Annotated in this window: 20 protein-coding genes; 8 read left to right on the top strand and 12 right to left on the bottom strand. The window is 73.2% G+C overall.

The window, feature by feature from the left end; translation table 11 throughout:
• Window positions 1–195 precede the first annotated feature (195 nt).
• Both JOD48_RS01795 and JOD48_RS01790 read left to right on the top strand, forming a co-directional pair.
• Window positions 196–1,353 (top strand): hypothetical protein, encoded by a 1,158-nt coding sequence (locus JOD48_RS01795; RefSeq protein ID WP_204806973.1) that lies wholly within the window; start codon window positions 196–198, stop codon window positions 1,351–1,353.
• 92 nt (window positions 1,354–1,445) lie between these two features.
• Window positions 1,446–2,099, top strand: a complete 654-nt coding sequence (locus tag JOD48_RS01790; protein ID WP_204806971.1) for a chitinase — start codon at window positions 1,446–1,448, stop codon at window positions 2,097–2,099.
• A gap of 90 nt (window positions 2,100–2,189) precedes the next feature.
• Here the strand turns inward: JOD48_RS01790 and JOD48_RS01785 are convergent, their stop codons facing one another.
• Window positions 2,190–2,651 (bottom strand): hypothetical protein, encoded by a 462-nt coding sequence (locus JOD48_RS01785; RefSeq protein ID WP_204806969.1) that lies wholly within the window; start codon window positions 2,649–2,651, stop codon window positions 2,190–2,192.
• 49 nt (window positions 2,652–2,700) lie between these two features.
• Window positions 2,701–3,456 (bottom strand): SDR family oxidoreductase, encoded by a 756-nt coding sequence (locus JOD48_RS01780; protein WP_204806967.1) that lies wholly within the window; start codon window positions 3,454–3,456, stop codon window positions 2,701–2,703.
• Between the two features lie 140 nt (window positions 3,457–3,596).
• Between JOD48_RS01780 and JOD48_RS01775 the strand changes: the two genes are divergently transcribed.
• Entirely contained in the window at window positions 3,597–4,226 is a 630-nt protein-coding gene (locus JOD48_RS01775; RefSeq protein WP_191789940.1) for a hypothetical protein, read from the top strand.
• A 28-nt stretch (window positions 4,227–4,254) separates the two neighbouring features.
• Here the strand turns inward: JOD48_RS01775 and JOD48_RS01770 are convergent, their stop codons facing one another.
• Genes JOD48_RS01770 through JOD48_RS01760 form a run of 3 tightly spaced genes read right to left on the bottom strand, consistent with a single transcriptional unit; the run spans window position 4,255 to window position 6,038 of the window.
• A complete protein-coding gene (locus tag JOD48_RS01770) occupies window positions 4,255–4,773 on the bottom strand; it encodes a MarR family winged helix-turn-helix transcriptional regulator (RefSeq protein WP_204806965.1) in 519 nt (172 codons plus the stop codon).
• A complete protein-coding gene (locus JOD48_RS01765) occupies window positions 4,770–5,558 on the bottom strand; it encodes an SDR family NAD(P)-dependent oxidoreductase (protein WP_191789942.1) in 789 nt (262 codons plus the stop codon). Before JOD48_RS01765 ends, JOD48_RS01770 begins: the two co-directional genes overlap by 4 nt.
• 48 nt (window positions 5,559–5,606) lie before the next feature.
• Window positions 5,607–6,038: a VanZ family protein gene (locus JOD48_RS01760; protein WP_204806963.1), complete on the bottom strand. Its 432-nt coding sequence runs from the start codon at window positions 6,036–6,038 to the stop codon at window positions 5,607–5,609.
• A 28-nt stretch (window positions 6,039–6,066) separates the two neighbouring features.
• Here JOD48_RS01760 and JOD48_RS01755 point away from each other — a divergent pair, with 28 nt between their 5' ends.
• A complete protein-coding gene (locus JOD48_RS01755; RefSeq protein WP_307823918.1) occupies window positions 6,067–6,510 on the top strand; it encodes a YchJ family protein in 444 nt (147 codons plus the stop codon).
• A 12-nt stretch (window positions 6,511–6,522) separates the two neighbouring features.
• On the opposite strand, the gene JOD48_RS19360 is transcribed toward JOD48_RS01755, so the two are convergent.
• Together JOD48_RS19360 and JOD48_RS01745 are read right to left on the bottom strand one after the other, a co-directional pair.
• Complete coding sequence (locus tag JOD48_RS19360) at window positions 6,523–7,386, bottom strand: copper chaperone (protein WP_191789944.1); 864 nt, start codon at window positions 7,384–7,386, stop codon at window positions 6,523–6,525.
• On the bottom strand, window positions 7,383–8,858 hold the full coding sequence (locus tag JOD48_RS01745) for a tyrosinase family protein (RefSeq protein WP_191789945.1): 1,476 nt from the start codon (window positions 8,856–8,858) through the stop codon (window positions 7,383–7,385). Before JOD48_RS01745 ends, JOD48_RS19360 begins: the two co-directional genes overlap by 4 nt.
• Before the next feature lie 257 nt (window positions 8,859–9,115).
• On the opposite strand from JOD48_RS01745, the gene JOD48_RS19355 reads away from it, so the two are divergent.
• Window positions 9,116–9,757 (top strand): hypothetical protein, encoded by a 642-nt coding sequence (locus tag JOD48_RS19355; protein WP_239527309.1) that lies wholly within the window; start codon window positions 9,116–9,118, stop codon window positions 9,755–9,757.
• A 19-nt stretch (window positions 9,758–9,776) separates the two neighbouring features.
• The gene (locus JOD48_RS01740) at window positions 9,777–10,886 is read left to right on the top strand and encodes a threonine aldolase family protein (protein ID WP_307823917.1); all 1,110 of its coding nucleotides are present in this window, start codon (window positions 9,777–9,779) and stop codon (window positions 10,884–10,886) included.
• A gap of 73 nt (window positions 10,887–10,959) precedes the next feature.
• Here the strand turns inward: JOD48_RS01740 and JOD48_RS01735 are convergent, their stop codons facing one another.
• The 5 genes from JOD48_RS01735 to JOD48_RS01715 form a co-directional block, all read right to left on the bottom strand.
• Window positions 10,960–14,790 (bottom strand): DUF5979 domain-containing protein, encoded by a 3,831-nt coding sequence (locus JOD48_RS01735; protein WP_204806961.1) that lies wholly within the window; start codon window positions 14,788–14,790, stop codon window positions 10,960–10,962.
• A 293-nt stretch (window positions 14,791–15,083) separates the two neighbouring features.
• Window positions 15,084–15,362 carry a hypothetical protein gene (locus JOD48_RS01730; RefSeq protein ID WP_204806959.1) on the bottom strand — a complete coding sequence of 93 codons (279 nt, stop codon included), beginning with the start codon at window positions 15,360–15,362 and terminating at the stop codon, window positions 15,084–15,086.
• Entirely contained in the window at window positions 15,359–16,633 is a 1,275-nt protein-coding gene (locus tag JOD48_RS01725) for an inorganic phosphate transporter (RefSeq protein ID WP_307823916.1), read from the bottom strand. The genes JOD48_RS01730 and JOD48_RS01725 overlap by 4 nt, the downstream gene beginning before the upstream one ends.
• Before the next feature lie 183 nt (window positions 16,634–16,816).
• A complete protein-coding gene (locus JOD48_RS01720; protein WP_191789950.1) occupies window positions 16,817–17,293 on the bottom strand; it encodes a VOC family protein in 477 nt (158 codons plus the stop codon).
• A gap of 108 nt (window positions 17,294–17,401) precedes the next feature.
• A complete protein-coding gene (locus JOD48_RS01715) occupies window positions 17,402–18,175 on the bottom strand; it encodes an NUDIX hydrolase (RefSeq protein ID WP_204806955.1) in 774 nt (257 codons plus the stop codon).
• Window positions 18,176–18,271: 96 nt separating this feature from the next.
• Here JOD48_RS01715 and JOD48_RS01710 point away from each other — a divergent pair, with 96 nt between their 5' ends.
• A complete protein-coding gene (locus JOD48_RS01710; protein WP_204806953.1) occupies window positions 18,272–19,312 on the top strand; it encodes an SPFH domain-containing protein in 1,041 nt (346 codons plus the stop codon).
• 1 nt (window position 19,313) lies between these two features.
• Window positions 19,314–20,327 carry a diacylglycerol kinase catalytic domain-containing protein gene (locus JOD48_RS01705; RefSeq protein WP_204806951.1) on the top strand — a complete coding sequence of 338 codons (1,014 nt, stop codon included), beginning with the start codon at window positions 19,314–19,316 and terminating at the stop codon, window positions 20,325–20,327.
• The last annotated feature ends 24 nt before the right edge of the window (window positions 20,328–20,351 follow it).

The raw sequence follows: 20,351 nt of genomic DNA, 5'->3' as shown, positions 1-20,351 counted from the left end.
ACACTCTGGAAACGTTTCCGGATTGAGAGGCACTCTTGCACGCGCCCTCGGAAGGTGTCAACCGCCGGGCGGTTCCGGGCCCGACGCCGGAGCCCACCGTGCGTGCGAGGGCCTGCTCCGCCGTCGGGCAGGGCCGGGCCACGGGCTCCCCTCACCGGGCTCGTCGCCTCCTGCGCGTGCGCTACCCTCGCGGGCATGCCGATGACGTCACGCAGGGAACCCGCCGTGCTCGTCGCCGGGCTGGTCACGTCGATCCTGTGGGTCGGGACGGCCGTCCTGAGCGACTGGGTCCACGCGAACTTCACGTACCGCGTCCACAGCGCGCTCGTCCGGACGTTCCTCCCCCACCCGAACGGCACGGTCCCGGGCGGTTCGGCGGTCACGGGTCAGACGATCCTCGCGGCGCTCCTCGCGGGGTTGGTGGTCATGGTCGTGGCGTACCTCGCGACGCGGCGCCTGCCTCCACGCACCGGCACGTGGGGCGTCTTCCTCGCGACGTGGTTCGGGGTCGTGGCCGGCGGCACCGCCGGTTCGGTCGCGGACACGGTCGCGGACATCTCCTTCCCCTCGCCCATGAACCCGGCGTTCCACCTGCTCGCCGCGTCGTTCGAGGGCGGCTGGTGGGGACTGGTCAACGGCTGGCTCGTGGGCATCGCGCTCGTCGGGGCCCTCGCCCTGACGAGCCGTTCCTCCGCGCAGACGCTCCCCGCGACGCGCAGGTCGCGCAAGCCTCTGCGGGCCCGCACCTGGCCGACCGTCCTCGTCGCAGGCCTCACGGCCTCGCTCGTGTGGGTCACGGTCGGGGCCGGCAGCTCGTGGCTCGTGTGGCACCGCAGCGCGCGCGGCCCGATCGACCTCGTCGCGGAGGCGGCCACGGGGGCGATGATCTTCCGCTTCGCGCCGCAAGGGCAACCGGTCCAGGGCATGGAGGTGACCCTCGCCCTGGCCGTGGGCCTGCTCGTCGCGGGCGGGACGTGGCTCGCGACCCGCCGGCTCCCGCCGAGCGCGGGGCGCTGGACCCTGGTGCTCGCGGTCTGGTTCGCCACGGTCGTGGCGGCCGTGGTCCCCGCCGCGACCCGGTCGTTCACGACGTACACCGCGTTCGGGCTGCACTCGGCCACCATGAACATGGTCCTGCCGACCGTGCAGGCGAGCCTCTTCTGGCCGCTCGTCACGGGGTGGGTCGCGGGTCTGGTCGCGGTCCTCGTGTACGCCAGGACGGGCGGCGCGACCCCTGCGGACGTCTCTCCCGAGGGGTCCCCCGGCCCCGGCGACCGCCCCGAGCCGGACGTCGAGGACGCCCCGCAGAGCGCACTGCACACCGATGCCGAGGAGCGCTCGCTCGTCCCCTAGGGTGACCGCTGAACGCAGGCGGGGGGTGCCGACGAGTCACTGACGAGTCGTCGGACGACGTTCCGCCGGGAACAGTGACGAGAGGGTGGCTCATGGCTGAGACAGGTTCGACGAGCGGCATCACGACGGGCTTCGTGGTGACCGAGGCGCAGTTCGAGGAGATGTTCCCGGACCGCAACCCGTTCTACACGTACGCGGGCCTGGTCGCCGCGACCGAGGCGTACCCGGAGTTCGCGACGTCGGGCGGCACCGAGATCGCGAAGCGGGAGGCCGCGGCGTTCCTCGCGAACGTGAGCCACGAGAGCACGGGTCTGCTGCACGTGAGCGAGCTCAACACGGCCGTGTACTCGCACTACTGCGACCCGTCGCAGCCGTACGGGTGCCCCGCGGGCCAGGACGCCTACTACGGCAAGGGCCCCATCCAGCTCTCCTGGAACTTCAACTACAAGGCGGCGGGCGACGCCCTGGGCATCGACCTGCTGAACAACCCGTTCCTCGTCGAGACGGACCCGACCGTCGCCTGGAAGACGGCGCTCTGGTACTGGAACACCCAGCCCGGCGAGGGCACCATGACGTGCCACGAGGCGATCGTCGGGGAGCACGGCTTCCGCGAGACGATCCGCGCGATCAACGGCCCGCTCGAGTGCGACGGCGGGAACCCGCGCCAGGTCGCGAACCGCGTCGCGCTGTTCCGCCGCTACGCCGAGCTCCTGGGCACCACGACGGGCAACGCCTTGACCTGCTGAGGCCCGCGGCCCGACGGCGGAGCTCGCCCCGGAGGTGAGCGGCGCCGTCGGGCCGCGGTCGTCCGGGGACGTTGCCGTGGTGGGGTCGCCTCAGGGGCGCACCGCGAACGCCGCGAGCGAGAGCGCGACCGCGTCCTCGACGACCGCGGCCTGCCAGTCGGGGCGCCTGCCGACCGCAGCCGCCCGCCACGCTGCCCCGCCCCAGGTGCCCGCAGCGCCGCCCGCCGCCCCGAGGAGCAGCGGGAAGAGGACCCCGGCCTCGGCGCGTCGGGCGATCACGAGCGCACCGACCGCACCCGACGTCATGCGGATCGGCGGGCCCGGCTGCTCGAGCCGAGATCCCGCGCTCGGCAGCTTGTCCCCCGTGAGCTCGGCCGCGACGCCCAGCGCACCGACGACCTTGGCGAGCACCCCCCACGGCCCGGACAGCGAGGACGTGAGCAACGGAGGAGCCAGGCCGAGCGAGGCACGGCTGCCTGCGGCAACCCCGATCGCGAGCGACCGGGCGAGGACGTCGAACGAGGATCGCGAGGCACCACGGGCTCGGGTCATGCTCCCCACGATCACGCGCGGCCCGGGCCCCGGCAACCCGGGGGGTCGGCTAGCGCGGGCGCCCGTACCGTTCGAGCAGGTGCTGGCCGTACGTGCCCGTCCCGTAGGGGGCGCCCGGCACCATGTGGTGGCCCGCCGCGTACGCGCCGAAGGTCCGCCCCGGCAGCCGCACCCGGGCGACCCCGCGGCGGCTGCCCGTCGCCCGCAACCAGGCGCGGGCGGCCTCACGGCCCGTGAGGCGCTCGGGCCCGCCGACGTCCGCGACCCGACCTGAGGGCCCCGCGGCGACGATCTCCACGAGGCGCGCGGCGACGTCGGGCACCGCGATCGGCTGGACCGCGAGCGCAGGCGTGAGCAGCACGGGCGAGAAGCGCTGCGCCGCGAAGAGGTTGTCGACGAACTCGTGGAACTGCGTGGCCCGCAGGATCGTGTGCGCCAGGCCGGACGCGGTCAGCAGGTCCTCGACCTCGACCTTGGCCGTGTAATAGCCGAGCGGGATCTGGTCGACGCCCACGATCGACTGGAACACGACGTGCCCCACCCCGGCGTCGCGGGCCGCGGCCACGACGTGGTGGCCCATCTCGACGTCGGCCCGGGGACCACGGGTCGCGAGGTGCAGGACGGTCTGCGCGCCGTCGAACGCCTCCCGCAGGCCCTCACCCGTGGTGAGGTCCCCGGTCACGAAGGCCGGGCCTGGCCGGGTGGACCTGCTGAGCACGCGGACGTCGTACCCAGCGGCACGCAGGAGCGTCACGGTGGGCGTGCCGAGCGTGCCGGTGCCGCCGGTCACGAGGATCGTGGTCATGAACGCATCCTCTCGCGTCGGGCTCGGGCCCGCCGGACGTCACGATCCGGCGTCGTCCACAGGTCGCGTTCCGGCGCCCTCGTCCACAGGGCTCCGGCCGGCCCCGGCGGGCGTCCCCGCAGGCGCGGCACCCTACCGGCATGAGCCACGGCACCCGCCCTTCCCACCCCCGACGACGCGCGACGACCCGGCACCCGGTCTCTCCCCTGGGCCTGCCCACCCTCCGGGCGCTCTGGGAACGCCAGGCCGCCGAGGCCAACGGCCCCGACGGCTTCCACCACGTCCACGGGCCGCACACGCACGGCTGGCTCCTCGACGATGCCGTGCCCGAGCTGCTGGAACCGGTCCTGCACCCCGACGACGACCCGCTCGAACCGACGTTCTTCGCGAACCTCGACGGGCCCCTGGCCGAGGCGCTCCTGGCACGCCTCGCCCCCACCCGGCTCGTCCACCGGTCGAACGGTTCGCCGCCGCTGGGGCGCCTGCTCCGGGCAGCCGCCGAGCACCCGGACGACGTGACGCTCCACGGGTTCGTGGTCGGACCGGGACGCTGCGACGAGCGCCTGGTCGCAGAAGGCGCGATCCTGCGCTTCGAGGCGGACCTGCTCGTGACCGAGCAGCACGTCCCGGACTGCGAGTGCGAGCTCCTGTGGGCCTACGTGGTCGACGAGCTGGGGCTCGACGACGCCCTCAACGCGCCGCACCGCATCCACCGGATCCACCGCGCGGACGCGCCGGGCGAGACCTGGTGGCGCCTGCTGTGGGCCTAGACGGGTACCAGCGGAGACGACGGAGCCGTCAGCCCCGCTCGAGGAAGGCCTCGGTCGCCCCTTCGAAGCGCCGCATGAGCTCGGTGAAGGCCAACCGGTCGTGCGCGGACCACCCGTCGAGCAGCTCGTCGACGAGCGCGTCCCCCGCGGCGACGAACGTCCTGGCGACGCGGGCCCCCGCCTCGGTGAGGTGGACGCGCGAGGCCCGGGCGTCGTCGGGGTCCTCGCGGCGCTCGGTGAGCCCCGCGCCGTCGAGGCGGCGCAGGATCTTGCTCACGTTCGACGGTCCCGTGGACAGGTGCTCGGCGATGGCCGAGGGTCGTCGTGGGCCCTGCCGCCACACGACCGTGAGCACCACGATCGCCGGGGTGTCCAGGTCGATCCCCTCGCGTGCAGCGACGGCCGCGAGGAAGTCGCCGCTCGTCCACAGGCCCATGACGCGGACCAGCGAGTCGAGCAGGTCGGACCGGTACCCGGGCACGCGCGGGTCCCCCGCCGGGGCGGGGCCGTCGCCCGGCCCCGCCCCGGGGTGCGGTGCGTCGGTCACGCGACCCGGGTGCCGCCGTCGACCGGCAGGACCACACCGGTGATGAAGCTCGCCTGGTCGGACAGCAGGAACGCGACGGCGTCCGCGATCTCGGACGGCTGGCCGAGGCGCTTCATGGGGACGTCGGCCGCGTAGCCGGCGCGGGCCTCCTCGGGCAGCGACGCGAGCGCGGCAGTCTCGATCGCCCCCGGCGCGACGGCGTTGATGCGGATGCCGTCGGTCACGTACTCGATCGCGGTGCCGTACGTGAGGGACACGACGCCTGCCTTCGCGGCCGAGTACGGCGCCAGGCCGGGCGACGCCTTGAGGCCCGCGATCGAGGCGATGTTGACGATGCTGCCGCCCCCGTTGCCGAGCATGTGGGCGATCTCGGCCTTCATCGACAGGAACGTCCCGCGCAGCGTGACGTCGAGCGTGCGGTCCCAGCCGTCCTCGGGCATCTCGTCGAGGCGGAAGGGCCGAGTCCCCACGCCTGCGTTGTTGACCGCGAGGTGCAGCCCGCCGAAGGTCTCGACGGCGAACGCGACGAGGGCGCTCACGTCCGCGGGGTCGGCGACGTTCGCTCGTCGGTAGGCCGCACGGCCGCCCGTGGCCTCGATGTCGGCGACGACCCGCGCACCGGCCTCGTCGTTGACGTCGGAGACGACGACGGCCGCCCCCAGGGAGGCCAGCCGCTTCGCGACCGCCTCGCCGATGCCTGCCCCGGAGGCAGTGACGAGGGCGACCCTGCCCTGGAAGGACGGGGCGCCGTCGAGCGGTGCGCCGGTGACGTGGGGGGTGGACATGGGGGACCTCCGTGTGACGATGCGAGAATTTTTAGTGTCGTCGCGACACTAACTTGGGGTCAACGGGCGACGGGCGCCCAGAATTCCCGCCACGGCGACCGCACCCACGACCGCCCCCGTGGTGTTCATCACGACGTCCTGCACTGTCGAGTACCTGCCCGGGATCACGAGCTGCGACAGCTCGATCGCGATCGACAGGGCGAACCCCGCCAGGACCACGGCCCCGACCGCCCTCCCGAGCGGCACCCCGGGACGCGCCCCGGACAGCACGAGCAGCCCCAGCACGCCGAACGGCAAGAACATCACCACGTTCGAGGCGGCCTCCAGGAACTCGTACGACATCGGCAGGCCCACTGACCGGAACGCGTCCAGGACCGCGAGCGCCCACCCGGGCGCGGCGGTCGACTGCGGGGACGGCCAGCACGTCACCACGAGCACGGCGGCGAGGTAGACGGCGAAGGTCCAGCGGAGGAAGCGCACGGCTCACACCCTACGGAAGGATGGTCGGGTGACCGCGACCTCGCCCCTGCCCGACGACGCCCGCTGCCCCTGCCTGTCCGGAGAGACGTACGGGGCGTGCTGCGGGCGGTACCACCGCGGCCTCCTTGCGGGCGGCGCCGACTCGGTGACGGCTCCGACGGCCGAGGCCTTGATGCGTTCGCGCTACGCGGCGTTCGCGGTCGGCGACGCCGACTACCTGCTCGCCACCTGGCACCCCTCGACGCGCCCCGCGGACCTGGACCTCGACGACGACGTGACGTGGCGCCGTCTGGACGTCGTCGCGACGAGCGCGGGCGGCCCGCTCGACCGGACGGGCGTCGTGGAGTTCGTCGCCCACTACCGGTCCGACGAGACGCGGGAGCGTGCATCGTTGCACGAGATCAGCTCGTTCGTCCGGGAGGGCGGACGCTGGTACTACCTCGACGGTGAGGCCCCTGCCCGCCGAGGGTGACGCACCGCCCCCTCAGCTGGTCCCGACCAGGACCACGGCCGACAGCACCCCGAGGACGGCCACGGGGTGCACCCAGCGTTCGGCGTCGGCGCCGAGCTTCTGGAGGCACGTCACGGTCGCGATCCCGAGCGCGAGCCAGAGCGGGTGCCCCGCGAAGGTCGCCGCCACCATGAACGGTGCACACGTGGCCGCGCACGCACGGGCGTGGAACCAGCCGAACCGCAGGGCCGCGACGTCCGCCGTCCGGCCCTCGACGCCCAGCGGCACCGAGCGATGGCACCGGGCCAAGGCTCGCCGGACGACGGGGGTCAGCTCCCACGCCGAGGCCGCGACGAGGACCGCGGCGGCGGCCATGACCCCGGGGCGCAGCAGGCCGACGACGAGCGTCACCCCGAGTCCCACCACGATCCACAGCGCAAGATAGGCGGCGACGAACAGTGCCGTGGTCCCGTGCCGTCGTCTGCGTGGCGAGGCGAACGCCGCGTGCCGCACGGACGGGACCAGCCCGGGCAGCATCATCGCGACGACCATGAGCGCCCAGTGCCCCCAGCCCGCTGCCACTGCGGGCACGAACCCGTGAACGCCGTCGGCCCAGCCCGTCGCGACAGACGCCGGGTCGAGCCACGCGGAGGACCACCCCCCTCCCTGGACCCCCGGGGACGCGTGGTGCGCCGACACCGGTACCGGGCCGCGGGCGCCAGAGCCCGGTGTCGGCGACCGTGCGCCGAGGAGCGCCGCCCACGCGGCGGCCGCCGCCAGCAGGACCGGCCACTCGGGATGACGGTCGAGGAACCGTCGCGCCTCGACGCCCACCGCCCGGACCCCCGGCCCGCGCGCGGCGGCCGGGCGCGGGCGACGCCCGGCCGCGACGGTCACTGGACCATGAGGCGGACGGTCCGGACGACGACCTCGGGCGCCGCCAGCACCTCCTGCTCGTCGTGGACGACGGGGTGGAACGTCAGGTGCAGGTGGCCAGGGTCCCAGGCTCCTCTCTCGCCGAGGCTGGCCGCGACGTCGGTGATGTCGAAGACGTACGACAGCCCGTGCTCGGCGTCGGACTCCTGCGACTCGCGGACCCCGAAGAGCGGCAGGTTCCCGACGAGCGCGTCGTCGTCCTCGGTGTCGCCGACGTACACGGCGTAGGTGGGCGGCTGGTTGTCGCCCTCGAGCGTGATGTGCTCGAGCACGAGCAGCAGCCGTTCCGGCTCGGTCGGCGACGCCGCCCGGTCGGTCAGGTCCCGGGCCGCACCCGGCCCGACCACGATGTCGACGCTCGCCGTCCGGGACGCGAGGCGTACCGGCTCACGGTTGACCGCGACGGCCTCGGGCGGGACCTGCTCGAGGCGACGTACCTCCTCCTCGCGGCGGGCGTCGTCCTCGGCCCCCGCGTCTCCGACGCCGGCCACGGGCCCCCTCCTCTCTCGCTTCAGCGTGCGGGCCGACGGTGGGACCCCGATGTCCGCGTACACGTACCCGAACGCGCTCGTGTCGAGCACCTCCCAGCTCTCGGGTTCCCTCCGGGCTCCGGACGGGTCGAGGAACGCGAACTTCTGGGTGAAGACGCTCTTCGCGGGGTCGCGCCCCTGCCCGGCGTGGGACCGCCACACCTCCCACAGCCGGTCGATGTTGGAGTGGTGCAACCAGAAGACGGCGTCGGAGGCCGCGGTGTTGAAGTTCCCCATCTTGCCGCCCACGAAGTTGTGGACGGTGCCGTGCGGGGTGCCCTCGAGGGCGCCGATCGTGCCGCCGAGGTGGCTGAACCCGGTCGTGGGACCGCCGAAGGTGACCGTGTTCGGGATCTTCGACGTGAAGAGCGGCTGGTAGAACCAGCCCTTCGCGGTGGTCTCGGTGGGGTCGAGGGAAGCCGTCCCGGCGTTCACGCCGTTCTTGCGCTGCACCTCGTAGAGCGGGTTGGCGAGGCCGTCGGGCCCGATGGGGTCCCGGAAGGGCGGCGGCAGCGTGTTGGTCGTGGCCGTGTCGTAGTCCCAGTAGGGCAGGGCCCACGTGTCCTTGACCTTCTGGGGGATGTCGTTCCGGTTGCGGATGATGTCGCGGCAGATCGCCTCGAAGTAGCCCAGGTAGAGCCGGTGCCACGGCAAGAAGTACCAGGAGCCGTGCTGGCACTGGTTGCGCAGCCCGTCGTGCGGGTCCGGACTCATGCCGTGGACCTGGGTCTGGTGCAGCCAGGACCGGGCTCCCGTGGACGGGCCGGCCTTGAGGACCCCGACGGCCTTCGCGTAGGCGGTGATGACGGCTTGGCCGTCGGGTCCCTGCTGGTAGAGCTTCCAGACGTCCTGCCGGACGAACGGTCCCCCCAGCTGCGGGTCGGGGTGCGGTGCGGTGCTCATGGTGTTCCCCCTCGTGTGCCGGCGGGGGCGTGGGAGCGGGTGGTCGGTCGTGCCCCGGGCCGCGATGCCCGGGCGGACGGGCTGCTCGCCCGCCGCGTCCCCCTGCGTCGTGCAGGGGCGACCGCCCCCGCTCTTCCAGGGTGCGCCTCACGGGGGCCCTTGTCGCGCGGGCCCGGCCGCGCAGACGCGTCACCCTCGGCAGGAGGGCACGTCATCCTCGGCGCCCAGGCGCACCGCGCTCTGGTTGACTTCGGGCTGTGAGCACTTCGGCCTCGATCGCACCGGTCGCGTCGGCCCCTTCTGTGGAGCGCCTCCACTGGGCCTGGTGGGTCTGGCTGGGGGCTCCCATCCTGATCGCCTGTGTCGCCGGGGTGGGGATCTTCCTCCTCGACCCCTACGTCGACTCGGCCTATCTGCTGCTCGTCCGCGGTCACGACGCGGAGACGATGACCGCCTGGCTCTGGTTGGTGATCTGCGGATGCATGGGCCTTCTCTGCGTGGTCCTGGCCGTCCGGGTGTCGATGACCTGCCGCTACGGGGTCGCCGTGCTCATGTGGCTCGGGACGGGCGTCGCCCTGCTCGCCGTGACGTGCGTGGCCTTCGTCGCATGGCTGATGGGGGTCGGCGCCGCGATGAGCACGTACGTCCCGCTCGACGACCTGGCTCGTCCGGCCGGAAGACAGATCCTGGTAGAGGAGCGACACTCCCTCCATTGGCACATGTCGTACGCGATCTGGCAGGGAGGCCCGCGCGTCTACTCGCCGGCCGATGTCCCGGAGATCCTCGACGTACGGACCCGGGGCGAGCAGCCGATGGTCGACGGTGATTTCCGGGTCGAGACGGCGGACGACGGCTCGTCGGTCCTCGTCCTGCTCGGGCACAGAATCACCCTGCCCTGACCGGGTCTACCCTGGCCGGGTGCCTTCGACCCCGCGTTCGTTCGCGTCCGACAACTACGCCCCTGCCCACCCTGCGGTCCTCGCGGCCTTGACCGCGGCGAACGTGGGCCACGCCGGCTCGTACGGCGCGGACCCATGGACCGAGCGTCTCCAGGAGTCGGTCAGGCATCACTTCGGCGAGGCGGCCACGGCCTACCCGGTCTTCAACGGGACGGGCGCGAACGTCGTCGCGCTCACGTCGATGCTGCCGCGCTGGGGCGCGGTCGTGACGTCCGAGCACGCGCACATCCAGCAGGACGAGAACGCCGCACCGGAGCGTGTCGGCGGGATCAAGCTCCTCACGGTCCCTGCCCCGGACGGCAAGCTGACGCCGGGCGCGGTCGACCGGTTCGTGGGCGACCTGGGCGACCAGCACCGCGCGCAGCCGCTCGTCGTCTCGATCACGCAGGCGACCGAGCTGGGCACGGTCTACTCGCCCGACGAGATCCGCGCGATCAGCGACCGCGCGCACGCCGCGGGCCTGCGCGTGCATCTCGACGGGGCGCGGCTCGCGAACGCGGCGGCCGCCCTCGGGGTGTCGTTGCGTGCGACCACGACCGACGTGGGCGTGGACGTCGTGTCGTTCGGCGGCACCAAGAACGGCCTGCTGTTCGGCGAGGCCGTCGTGGTCCTCGACCCCGGCGCGGCCCAGGGCGTCGACTTCGTCCGCAAGATGACCATGCAGCTCGCGTCGAAGATGCGCTTCGTCTCGGCGCAGCTCACGGCGCTGCTCGAGGACGACCTGTGGCGCACCAACGCGGCGCACGCCAACGCGATGGCCGCACGCCTGCGGGTCGCGCTCTCGCCCGTGGCGAGCGAGCGAGAGGCGCCCGACGGCGGGACGGACGCCACGCCGTCGGGCCTGGCGTTCACGCAGCCCACCCAGGCGAACGCGGTGTTCGCGGTGCTGCCGCGAGCCGTGGCCGACGCCCTGCGCGCGGACTTCGCGTTCTACGACTGGGCGGCCGCCGCCCCCGACCCCGTCACGGGCGCCGAGCGCGTCGAGGTCCGCTGGATGTGCTCGTGGGACACGTCGGCGGAGGACGTCGACGCGTTCGCCGCGGCGGTCCGCGCGGCGCTCGGGGCGTGAACGCCGGAGCGGGCGTGACCGGGTAGGTCACGCCCGCTCCGGGGCACGCTCGGGCGGTGGTCCGGTCAGGACCTCATGCCCGACGGCGTCGCGCACCCACGAGGAGCGCGCCACCTCCGCCGACCAGCAGCAGTGCGACGGCGGCGATGCCCGCGACGCGAGCTCCCGTGGCCGCGAGACCGCCGTCCGCGGAGTCCGCGGTGTTGGTCAGGGTCACCGCGACGGTCTGGCCCGCGCCGATCGTGACCGACGTGACCTTCTCGCCGTCGACCGTGAAGACCGGCGTCCCCCAGCGCACGCCCTCGACCTTCGGCAGGTCGACCTCCGCGAGGTCGACGACCGTCCCTGCGGGGAGGTTCGCCGGGCCCTCGACGACGGTGCCGTCGGCGCGGACCGTCAGGGTGCCCTCGGTGTGCTCGCCGTTGACGGTCCCGGAGATCGCGACCGTGAACTGCGTGTCCGCGGGGACCTTCGCCGCGCTCGGCCCCGTGACCTTCTTGGCGATCGTGAACCCGCCGACCTGGGCGGCCACGACGTCGGCCGTGTTGGTGAGCGTGACTGCCGCGTTCTGGCCGTCCGTGACCGTGACCTGGGCCGGGCTGAAGACCGGCGTCCCCCAGACCACGCCCGCGACCGTGGGGAGGTCGGTCTCGGTGAACGTCACGACCGTCCCGACCGGGAGGTTCTGCGGGCCGTCCACGACGGTCCCGTCAGCGGCCACGGTCGACGTGCCGCTGACCGGTGCGCCGTCCAGCTCGTAGGCGTAGCGGACCGTGAACTCGGTGCCCGCCGGGACGACCGAGGCTCCGGAGCCCTCGACGACCTTCGTGAGCGAGAACCCGCCCGCGGGCTCGGCATTGGCCGTGTTCGTGAGCGTGACGGCGGTGTTCTCGACGCTGCCGATCGTGACGCGCGCCGGGCTGAAGACCGGCGTGCCCCACTCGACGCCGACCACGTGGGCGGGCGTGAGCTCGGTGAACGTCACGACGGTGCCCGCGACGAGGTTCTGCGGGCCGTCGACGACGGTCCCGTCGGCGAGAAGCGTCAGGGTCCCCCCGAGCGTGGCGCCGTCGATCGTGTACTCGTAGGTCGCGGTGAACTCGGTGTCGGCCGGGACGCGGCCTGCGGCCTCGCCCGTGAGCTCCTTGGCCATCGAGAAGCCGCCGAGCGGGACGACGACCGCGTTCGCGGTGTTCGTCACCGTCACCAGGGTGTTCTCGCCGTCGGCGATCGTGACCGAGGCGGGGCTGAAGACCGGTGCGCCCCAGACCACGCCGTCGAGCGACGGCGGGGCGAGCTCGGTGAACGTCACGACCGTGCCGACCGGAAGGTTCTGCGGGCCGTCGACGACGGTCCCGTCCGCGGTCACCGCGAGGGTGCCCGTCGTCGTCACGCCGCCCAAGTCGTACGTGTAACGGACGGTGAACTCGGTCGCACGGGGCACCTTGTCCGCTGCGAGGCCCGTGACGGCCTTGGCGAGCGAGAAGCCGCCCGCCGGGGCGTCGAGCGCCGTGTTGGTCAGCGTGACCTCGGCCTTCTCGTTCGCGCCGACCACGAGGCTCTCCGGGCTGAACACCGGGGTGCCCCACACGACGTCGTCGACCGCGGGGAGCGCGATCTCCTCGAACGTCACGACCGTGCCCTCGCGGAGGTTCTGCGGGCCGTCGACGACGGTCCCGTTGGCCTTCACGGTCATCGTGCCCGTGGTGGGCACACCGTCCAGGTCGTAGGCGTAGCGAACGGTGAACTCGGTGCCCGCGGGCACCTTGTCCGCGGCCTCGCCCGTGACGGACTTGGCCATCGAGAACCCGCCCGCCCGTGCTTCCTCCGCGGTGTTGGTCAGCGTGACCTTGGCGTTCTCGTTCGCGCCGACCACGAGGCTCGCCGGGCTGAAGACCGGTGCTCCCCACACGACGCCGTCGACGTCGGGCAGGCTCACCTCGCCGAACGTGACGACCGTGCCGGCCGGGAGGTTCTGCGGGCCGTCGACGGCGGTGCCGTCGGCGCGCACCGTCAGGGTGCCCGACGTCGGGACGCCGTCGAGCTCGTAGGAGTAGGCGACCGTGAACGCGGTGTCCGCGGGCACCATGCCCGCGGGAGCGTTCTCGACGACCTTCTGGACCGAGAACCCGCCGACGGGGATCACCGCAGCGTCGGCCGTGTTGGTCAGCGTGACCCGGGGGCTCTCGCCGTCGGCGACCGTGATCGAGGCGGGGTCGAACGACGGCGCGCCCCACACGACGCCGGGCACGGTCGGCAGGTCGATCTCGGCGAACGTCACGACCGCGCCGACCGGCAGGTCCTGGGGACCGTCGACCACGGTGCCGTCGGCGCGGACCTTCACGGTCCCCTGGGTCGAGGTGCCGTCGACCGTCACGGTGTAGGCGACGGTGAACTCCGTGCTCGCGGGGACCTGGCTCGCGGCGAGCCCGGTCACTGCCTTGGCGATCGAGAACCCGCCGAGCTGCGCCGACGCGGTGTTGGTGAGCCGCACGGCGGCTGTCCCGGACGCACCGATCGTGACGGTGTCCGACGGGGCGAACGACGGCGTGCCCCACTCGACGCCGGGGACGACGGGCAGGTCGGGCTCGGAGAGCGTGACGACGGTCCCGGCAGGGAGATCCGCCGGGCCGTCCACGACCGTGCCGTCGGCCTTCACCGTGAGGGTGCCGGCGACGGGCGTCCCGTTCGCGGTGTACGAGTAGGCGACGGTGAACTCGGTACCGGCCGGCACGAGGTCCGCGCCGTCACCGACCACGCTCTTGGCGACGGTGAACCCACCGGGCTCGACCGAGAGGCACGTGAACGGGCCGGGCCCGGTCCAGGGGTAGCTGTGCATCTCGAGCCCGGTCGTGAGTCCGTCGATGCCGAAGCTCAGGTCGCCGCCGACGATCACGCGCCCGTTCGTGGCGGTCGAGATCGTGGCGTCCGCTGCGGGCGCGAGGATGGTCCCGAGGAACTGGTCGCCGCGCCCGATGCTCAGGCTAGGGGTCTCGACGAAGTTCCAGAGCGTGCGCGCGGCCCAGTTGCCGAACCCGGGGGTGTTGAAGTCGTTGATGAACCCCGTCCCGTTGCCGGACCAGTAGTTCGGCGCGATGTCGACAGGCTCCGTGCCGGTCACGTTGATCGCGATCGCGACCTTGTCGGGGATCCCGACGAAGTACATCTCCTTGGCCCCGTCGAGCATCGTCGCGGGGATCGTGAACACCTGCGGGTCGTCCGTCCCGGACCCCGTGAAGGTGAGCTGGTTGCCCGAGCGCGTCACGGCCGTCCCGCCCCACGAGGCGATCGTGGCCGAGGTGTCCTCGACGACCGTGCGGAAGTCGGCCCAGGGCGCGAGCGCGGCCGGAGCCCCGATCCCCTGCTGGACCGGCGCGCTGGACGCCGGCCCGGTGGTGCTGAGCGAACCGTCGATCGTCAGCGTGCCGCCGACGTTCACCCCGCCGCCGTTCGGCTGCGTCGAACCGACGGTGATGCCGGTCTCCGCTCCCACGGTCATGGAGCCGCCCACGTGCAGCATGGTCGACCCGTCGGGCGGCGCGATCTGCGACCCCGCCCCGACGGCGCCGATGCTGAAGTTGCCGGGGGCGTCGAACGTCGCGTCGCCCTCGACGACCAGGACGCCCTCCGACTCGGCGGCGCTGTGGAGCGCCGAGTAGTTCCCCCCGACCCAGACCGCCACGTTGCTGTCGGTGAAGATCGGGACGCCGGTCGACACGTTGGGCATCTCCCCCGGCGCCGGGCACTGCGGGAGCTGCGCCTTGGGTGCCGCCGACGCAGGCGCCGCGAGCGGTCCCGCGCCCAGCGCGACCGCTCCCGTCAGGGCGAGGACCGCGGCGGTGGCGGCGGCGACGGCCCGACCGAACGGTGTACCCGCTCGACGAGCCCGGTGGGGGGTGCTCATGACGCTCCTTCTGGTGACCTGAACAGTTGTCCAACTACCCAGAAGACCAGACCCCGACGGCGGTATGACGGGAGATTCCCGTGCTCCCGATCACATCGTGCGACACGGTCGCACATCAGCCCCTCGAAATGCGGGACAAGGTGGGGCGACCGTGGTAATTCGACCACTACCGCCCGGATGTGGTGTTCGCCTCATCACGTCGTGCGGGCGGCGCTCTGCCTCCCGCGAGGACGACGAAGGCCGCCCCGTCGTCGTACGACGGGGCGGCCTCCTGTCGGGGGTCGTGCGGGGGGTCAGTGACCGCCGGACGCGAGGAACCAGATGCCCACCGCGCACGCGGCCAGCACCGTGCCGAAGCACACCACCGCGCCGGTGAGACGAAGGCCCGTGGGGCGAGCCGTCGTCGGGCCGGAGCCCGTGCCCGACGGCGCACCTTCCACCGCGAGGGCCGCACCCTGCGACGGGGCGAGCAGGCGGACGCCCAGCGCGAACAGCGCGGGCAGGCCCGCGCCGACGATCGCGCCGGCGACCACGACCTGGAGCAGGGCGTCGAAGTGGATGAACTCGCTCATGCGTGGACTCCCTCACGGGCAGTGGCGGTCGGGGCGGTGGCGGTCGGAGCAGTGGAGTTCGCTGCCGTGGTCGCGGCGATCGTGGCCTCGGCCTCGGCCGTGACCTCGACGGCGACGGCCGTGAAGGACTCGGCGGCGTCGACCACAGCGGTCTCGCCCTCGCCGTCCCACTCGTCGTTGACGTTCGACGCGTCGACGGGCTTGCGACGCGACGCGACCCAGATCGCGGCGGAGACGCCGATGAGGATCGTGAAGACCGCGACGGTCCCGCCGACGCCACCGATGACGTCCTGCAGCCAGAAGCACAGCGCGCCGACGACGCCGGCGGCCGGCAGCGTCAGGCCCCACGCGGCGAGCATCTTGCCCGCGACGCCCCAGCGGACCTTCGCGCCCGGCATGCCGACGCCCGAGCCGAGGATCGAACCGGTCGCGACGTGCGTCGTCGACAGCGAGAAGCCGAAGTGGCTCGAGAGGAGGATGACCGCGGCCGACGAGGTCTCGGCGGCCATGCCCTGGCGCGAGTCGATCTCGACGAGGCCCTTGCCGAGCGTGCGGATGACGCGCCAGCCGCCCAGGTACGTGCCCAGCGCCATGAAGAACGCGCACGACAGGACGACCCAGAACGGGACCCCCGAGTCGGACGGGACGGCACCGCCCGCGATGAGCGCGAGCAGGATGATGCCCATCGACTTCTGCGCGTCGTTGGTGCCGTGCGCGAGCGAGACGAGCGAGGCGGAGCCGATCTGGCCCCAGCGGAACCTGCGGCTCGTCGTGTCCTGCGGCAGGTCCTTGGTGATGCGCGCGACCAGGAAGGTGCCGAGCGCGGCGACCCCGATCGCGATCACGGGAGCGAGCAGGGCGGGGATCATCACCTTGGACAGGACACCGGTCCACAGGACCCCGCTCGTCCCGACCGCAGCCAGGACCGAGCCGACGACGCCGCCGATGAGGGCATGCGACGAGCTCGACGGGATACCCAGCAACCAGGTCAGCAGGTTCCAGGTGATGCCACCCACCAGACCGGCGAGCACCACCTCGAGGGTGATGACGTTCGCGTCCACGATCCCCTTGGCGATGGTCGCCGCCACGGCCAGGGACAGGAACGCCCCGACCAGGTTGAGGACTGCAGACAGCGCGACGGCGGTCTTGGGCTTGAGGGCACGTGTGGCGATGGACGTGGCCATCGCGTTGCCGGTGTCGTGGAAGCCGTTCGTGAAGTCGAAGGCCAGGGCCGTCACTACCACGAGCGCGAGCAGGATCGTCTCGGTCACGTACTCCATGGTGGACGCTCGATGACAGGGGTCTGAACCAAGTCGGCGAGTCTTCGGCGACTGTTCACCTGGTGTTCATCTGACGTTCGAAGGCCCTTCGAAAGTGCCCTGTGGGCGCCGTCTGGCGGGCGGAAACGGCTCGATATCCGGACGCTCCACGGTGCGGCGCGGGTGGCCGCCCGCTCACCCCTCGCGCCCCTCCAGCACCGCGAGGTAGTGCGGGTTCTCCATGACGCCGAGCACGTTCCCGAACGGGTCCACGACGGCCGCGGTCACGAACCCGCCGTCGCCCTGCGGCGTGACCGGCTGGTACTCGGTCCCGCCGAGCGCGAGCAGTCGCGCGTACGTGGCGCGGACGTCGTCGACGTGCCAGTAGACGACCGCCCCGCCGGGCACCGTCGCGGCGCCTGCGGGCGCGTACGAGCGGTCGATGATGCCGAGCTCGTGCTGGTAGTCGCCCACCCGGAACTCCACGTAGGCGGCCGGGGCCGGCGCGGGCGGCATGACGTAGTACGGGTCGACGCCGAACACCTCGGTGTACCAGGCGACCGCCGCGGGGACGTCGTCGGACCAGAAGCTCACGGTCGTCAGGCCGCGCGGGGTCGTGGCAGTCGTGCGGGGGGTGGTCGTGCTCGGGGTCGTGCCGGTCGTGTCGCTCATCGTCGGGCTCCTCGTGCCGTGCGGTCCAGCAGCGGTTCGTGCTGACGTCTCTCACGCTAGCGACGGTGCGCCGCGGCGCATCCGGCGAGCACCCCGGGCATGGCGGGCTCAGCCTGCGGGTCGCATGAGGGGCGGGTTGAGCACGGCGGGCACGGAGGCGGGCGCCTCGTCCTGCCCGACGGCGTCGCGCGCCCCGGCGGAGCGCTCCGCCTCGGGCGCGAGCCGGTAGAGCGCGGCGGGCCGGCCGGTCCCTCCCGACGTCGACTCCCCCGTCTCGACGAGGAACCCCGGGGTGCCGACGGCCTTGCGGTGGAAGTTGCGGGGGTCGAGCCGGGTGCCCCACACGGCCTCGTAGACGGCGCGGAGCTGGGCGATCGTGAACTCGGGGCCGCAGAAGGCCGTCGCGAGCGTCGAGTACTCGAGCTTCGCGCGGGCACGTTCGACGCCGTCGCGCAGGATCCGGTGGTGGTCGAACGCGAGCCCGTCCGGGTCCGCGAGCGCCTCCTCGACCGGGTACCAGCCGACCTGAGCGGCGTCGCTGCCTGCGGTCGGTAGGCCGTACGTGGGTGCGAGCAGGAGGTGCGCGACGGTCAGCACGGGGCCGCGCGGGTCGCGGCCGAGCGGCCCGTAGGTGCGGAGCTGTTCGAGGTGGCCGGGGACCGCGACGCCCGTCTCCTCGGCGAGCTCGCGGGCGGCGGCCTGCGGCAGGGACTCGTCGGGCAGGACGAACCCGCCCGGCAGGGCGAGGCGGTCCCGGAAGGGGTCGAGGAGCCGCGTCACGAGCAGGACCTGGAGCGTGCCGTCACGGACCGTGAGCGCGACGACGTCGACCGTGACGGGGATCCGGGCGGCTGACGGCGGGGTCTCCGGGTTCTCGCTCATGCCCCCATCCTATCTCCTTATCGTCAGGTTGACACTAAAGACGGTCGAGGCTTATCGTCAAAGTGACACAAACACCGACGACGGACGGAGCCTCCCATGGCCACCATCAAGCGCTACCCCTGGCTGCGGCACTTCCTCGGCAGCCCTACGGGCGCCGTGATCCACCTCAAGGCAGGACGGGTCGCGCACCGCGGGATCGGCCAGGCCTTCTGGTTCCGCCCCGGCACCTCGGTCCTCAGCGAGGTACCGGTCGACGACCAGGAGCTGCCCGTCCTCTTCCACGCCACGACGCGCGACCACCAGGACGTCACGGTCCAGGTCAACGTGACGTACCGGTTCGCGGACCCGGCCGTCGTCTCGCAGCGGCTCGACTTCGGGATCGACCCCGACACCGGCGCCGCGACCACCACGGGGCGCGACCAGGTCGCGACGATCATCGGCCAGCTCGCGCAGAGCCACGCGATCGACCACCTCGCGGCCGTCCCCCTGACGACCGCGCTCGAGCAGGGCGTGAGCCAGGTCCGTGCCCAGCTCGTGGAGGCACTGGGCTCGGACGCCCGGCTGGCCTCGACCGGCATCGAGGTCCTCGGGGTCCACGTGCTCGCGGTCCGCCCCGACGGCGACGTCGAGCGCGCCCTGCAGACCCCGCTGCGCGAGCACGTCCAGGCCGAGGCCGACCGGTCGACGTACGAGCGGCGGGCGCTGGCCGTCGAGCGCGAGCGCACCATCTCGGAGAACGAGCTCGCGAGCCAGATCGAGCTCGCGACCCGCCGGGAGCGGCTCGTCGCGCAGGAGGGCGCCAACCTCCGGCGAGAGGCCGAGGAGACCGCCGCCGCGGCGCTCGTCGAGGCCCGCGCCGCGGCCGAGCGTCGCGACCTGACGTCGGCCGCGCAGGCCGAGGAGATCCGCCGGCTCGGCGAGGCGAACAACGCCAAGTTCCGGACCGTCATGGACGTCTACGAGGGCATGGACCAGTCGACCATCCTGGCCGTGGCGATGCGCGACCTCGCCGGGGCGCTGCCCAAGATCGGCAGCCTGACCATCACGCCGGACCTGCTCAGCGGGGCGCTCGCCGCGTTCACGGGAGCCGCAGGCGGCCCCGCCACCGGCGGTGCCACCGCCGGCCGGGGAGCCTGACGTGCCCCTCCAGCGACGCGTGGTCGTCGTGCACCGGCGGACCGAGCTCGACGAGCTCCTCGACCGGCACGCGACCCGCGGTCAGGCCGAGTTCTTCCTCCGCACGCGCGGCCGCACGCTCGCCGCGGTCCAGGAGCGGCACGACGCCGTGGCCGAGGCCCGGGCCCGGGTCGTCGCCGCGATCCCCGAGGGCTGGCGGCGGGCCGACGTCGAGCGCGCCGACCTCGGCCGGTTCCTCGTGGCCCCCGAGGACGTCGTGGTCGTGGTCGGGCAGGACGGGCTCGTCGCGAACGTCGCCAAGTACCTCACGGACCAGCCGGTACTGGGCGTCGACCCCGAGCCGGGGACCAACGCCGGCGCGCTCGTCCGTCTCGACGTCACCACGGCCGTGCGTCTCCTGGCCCGCGCGGGAAGGACCGCGAGCGCCCCGGCCGGTCCCGGCCCTTCCAGCCTCCGGCCCGACGGCGCCGCGCCCCTCGGCGGCCTCGGCTGGCGGACCGAGGACCTCACGACGGTCGTGGCGCACCTCGACGACGGGCAGCACCTGTCCGCGCTCAACGAGGTCTTCGTGGGGCACCCGTCGCACCAGTCGGCGCGGTACCGGATCGCCGCGGACGGAGCGGGCGGGAGTCAGGGGCCGGCGGTCGGTCGCGGCAGGGAGCGCGGGTCCGTCCGGGTCGAGCGGCAGTCGTCGTCGGGCGTGATCGTGGCGACCGGTGCCGGGGCGACGGGCTGGTGCGCGTCGATCGCGCGCGAGCGCGGCGGGCGACGCCTCCCCGGCCCCACCGACCCGCTGCTCGCGTGGTTCGTGCGCGAGGCGTGGCCTTCGCCCGCGACGGGCGCGGACCTGACCGAAGGGATGCTCGACGCGGGCGGCGAGCTCCGGCTCACCGTCGAGTCGGACCAGCTCGTGGTCTTCGGCGACGGCGTCGAGTCGGACCGGCTCGTCGCGACCTGGGGCCAGGAGGTCACGGTCCGCGTCGGGGAGAACCGGTTGCGACTCGTCGTCGGGTGACCTGGTCGTCACCGGGCAGGACTG

It is taken from the genome of Oerskovia paurometabola (assembly GCF_016907365.1).
GTDB lineage: Bacteria > Actinomycetota > Actinomycetes > Actinomycetales > Cellulomonadaceae > Oerskovia > Oerskovia paurometabola.
Note: the sequence above shows the minus strand (reverse complement) of the source record. Positions and strands in the feature narration are given on the sequence as shown.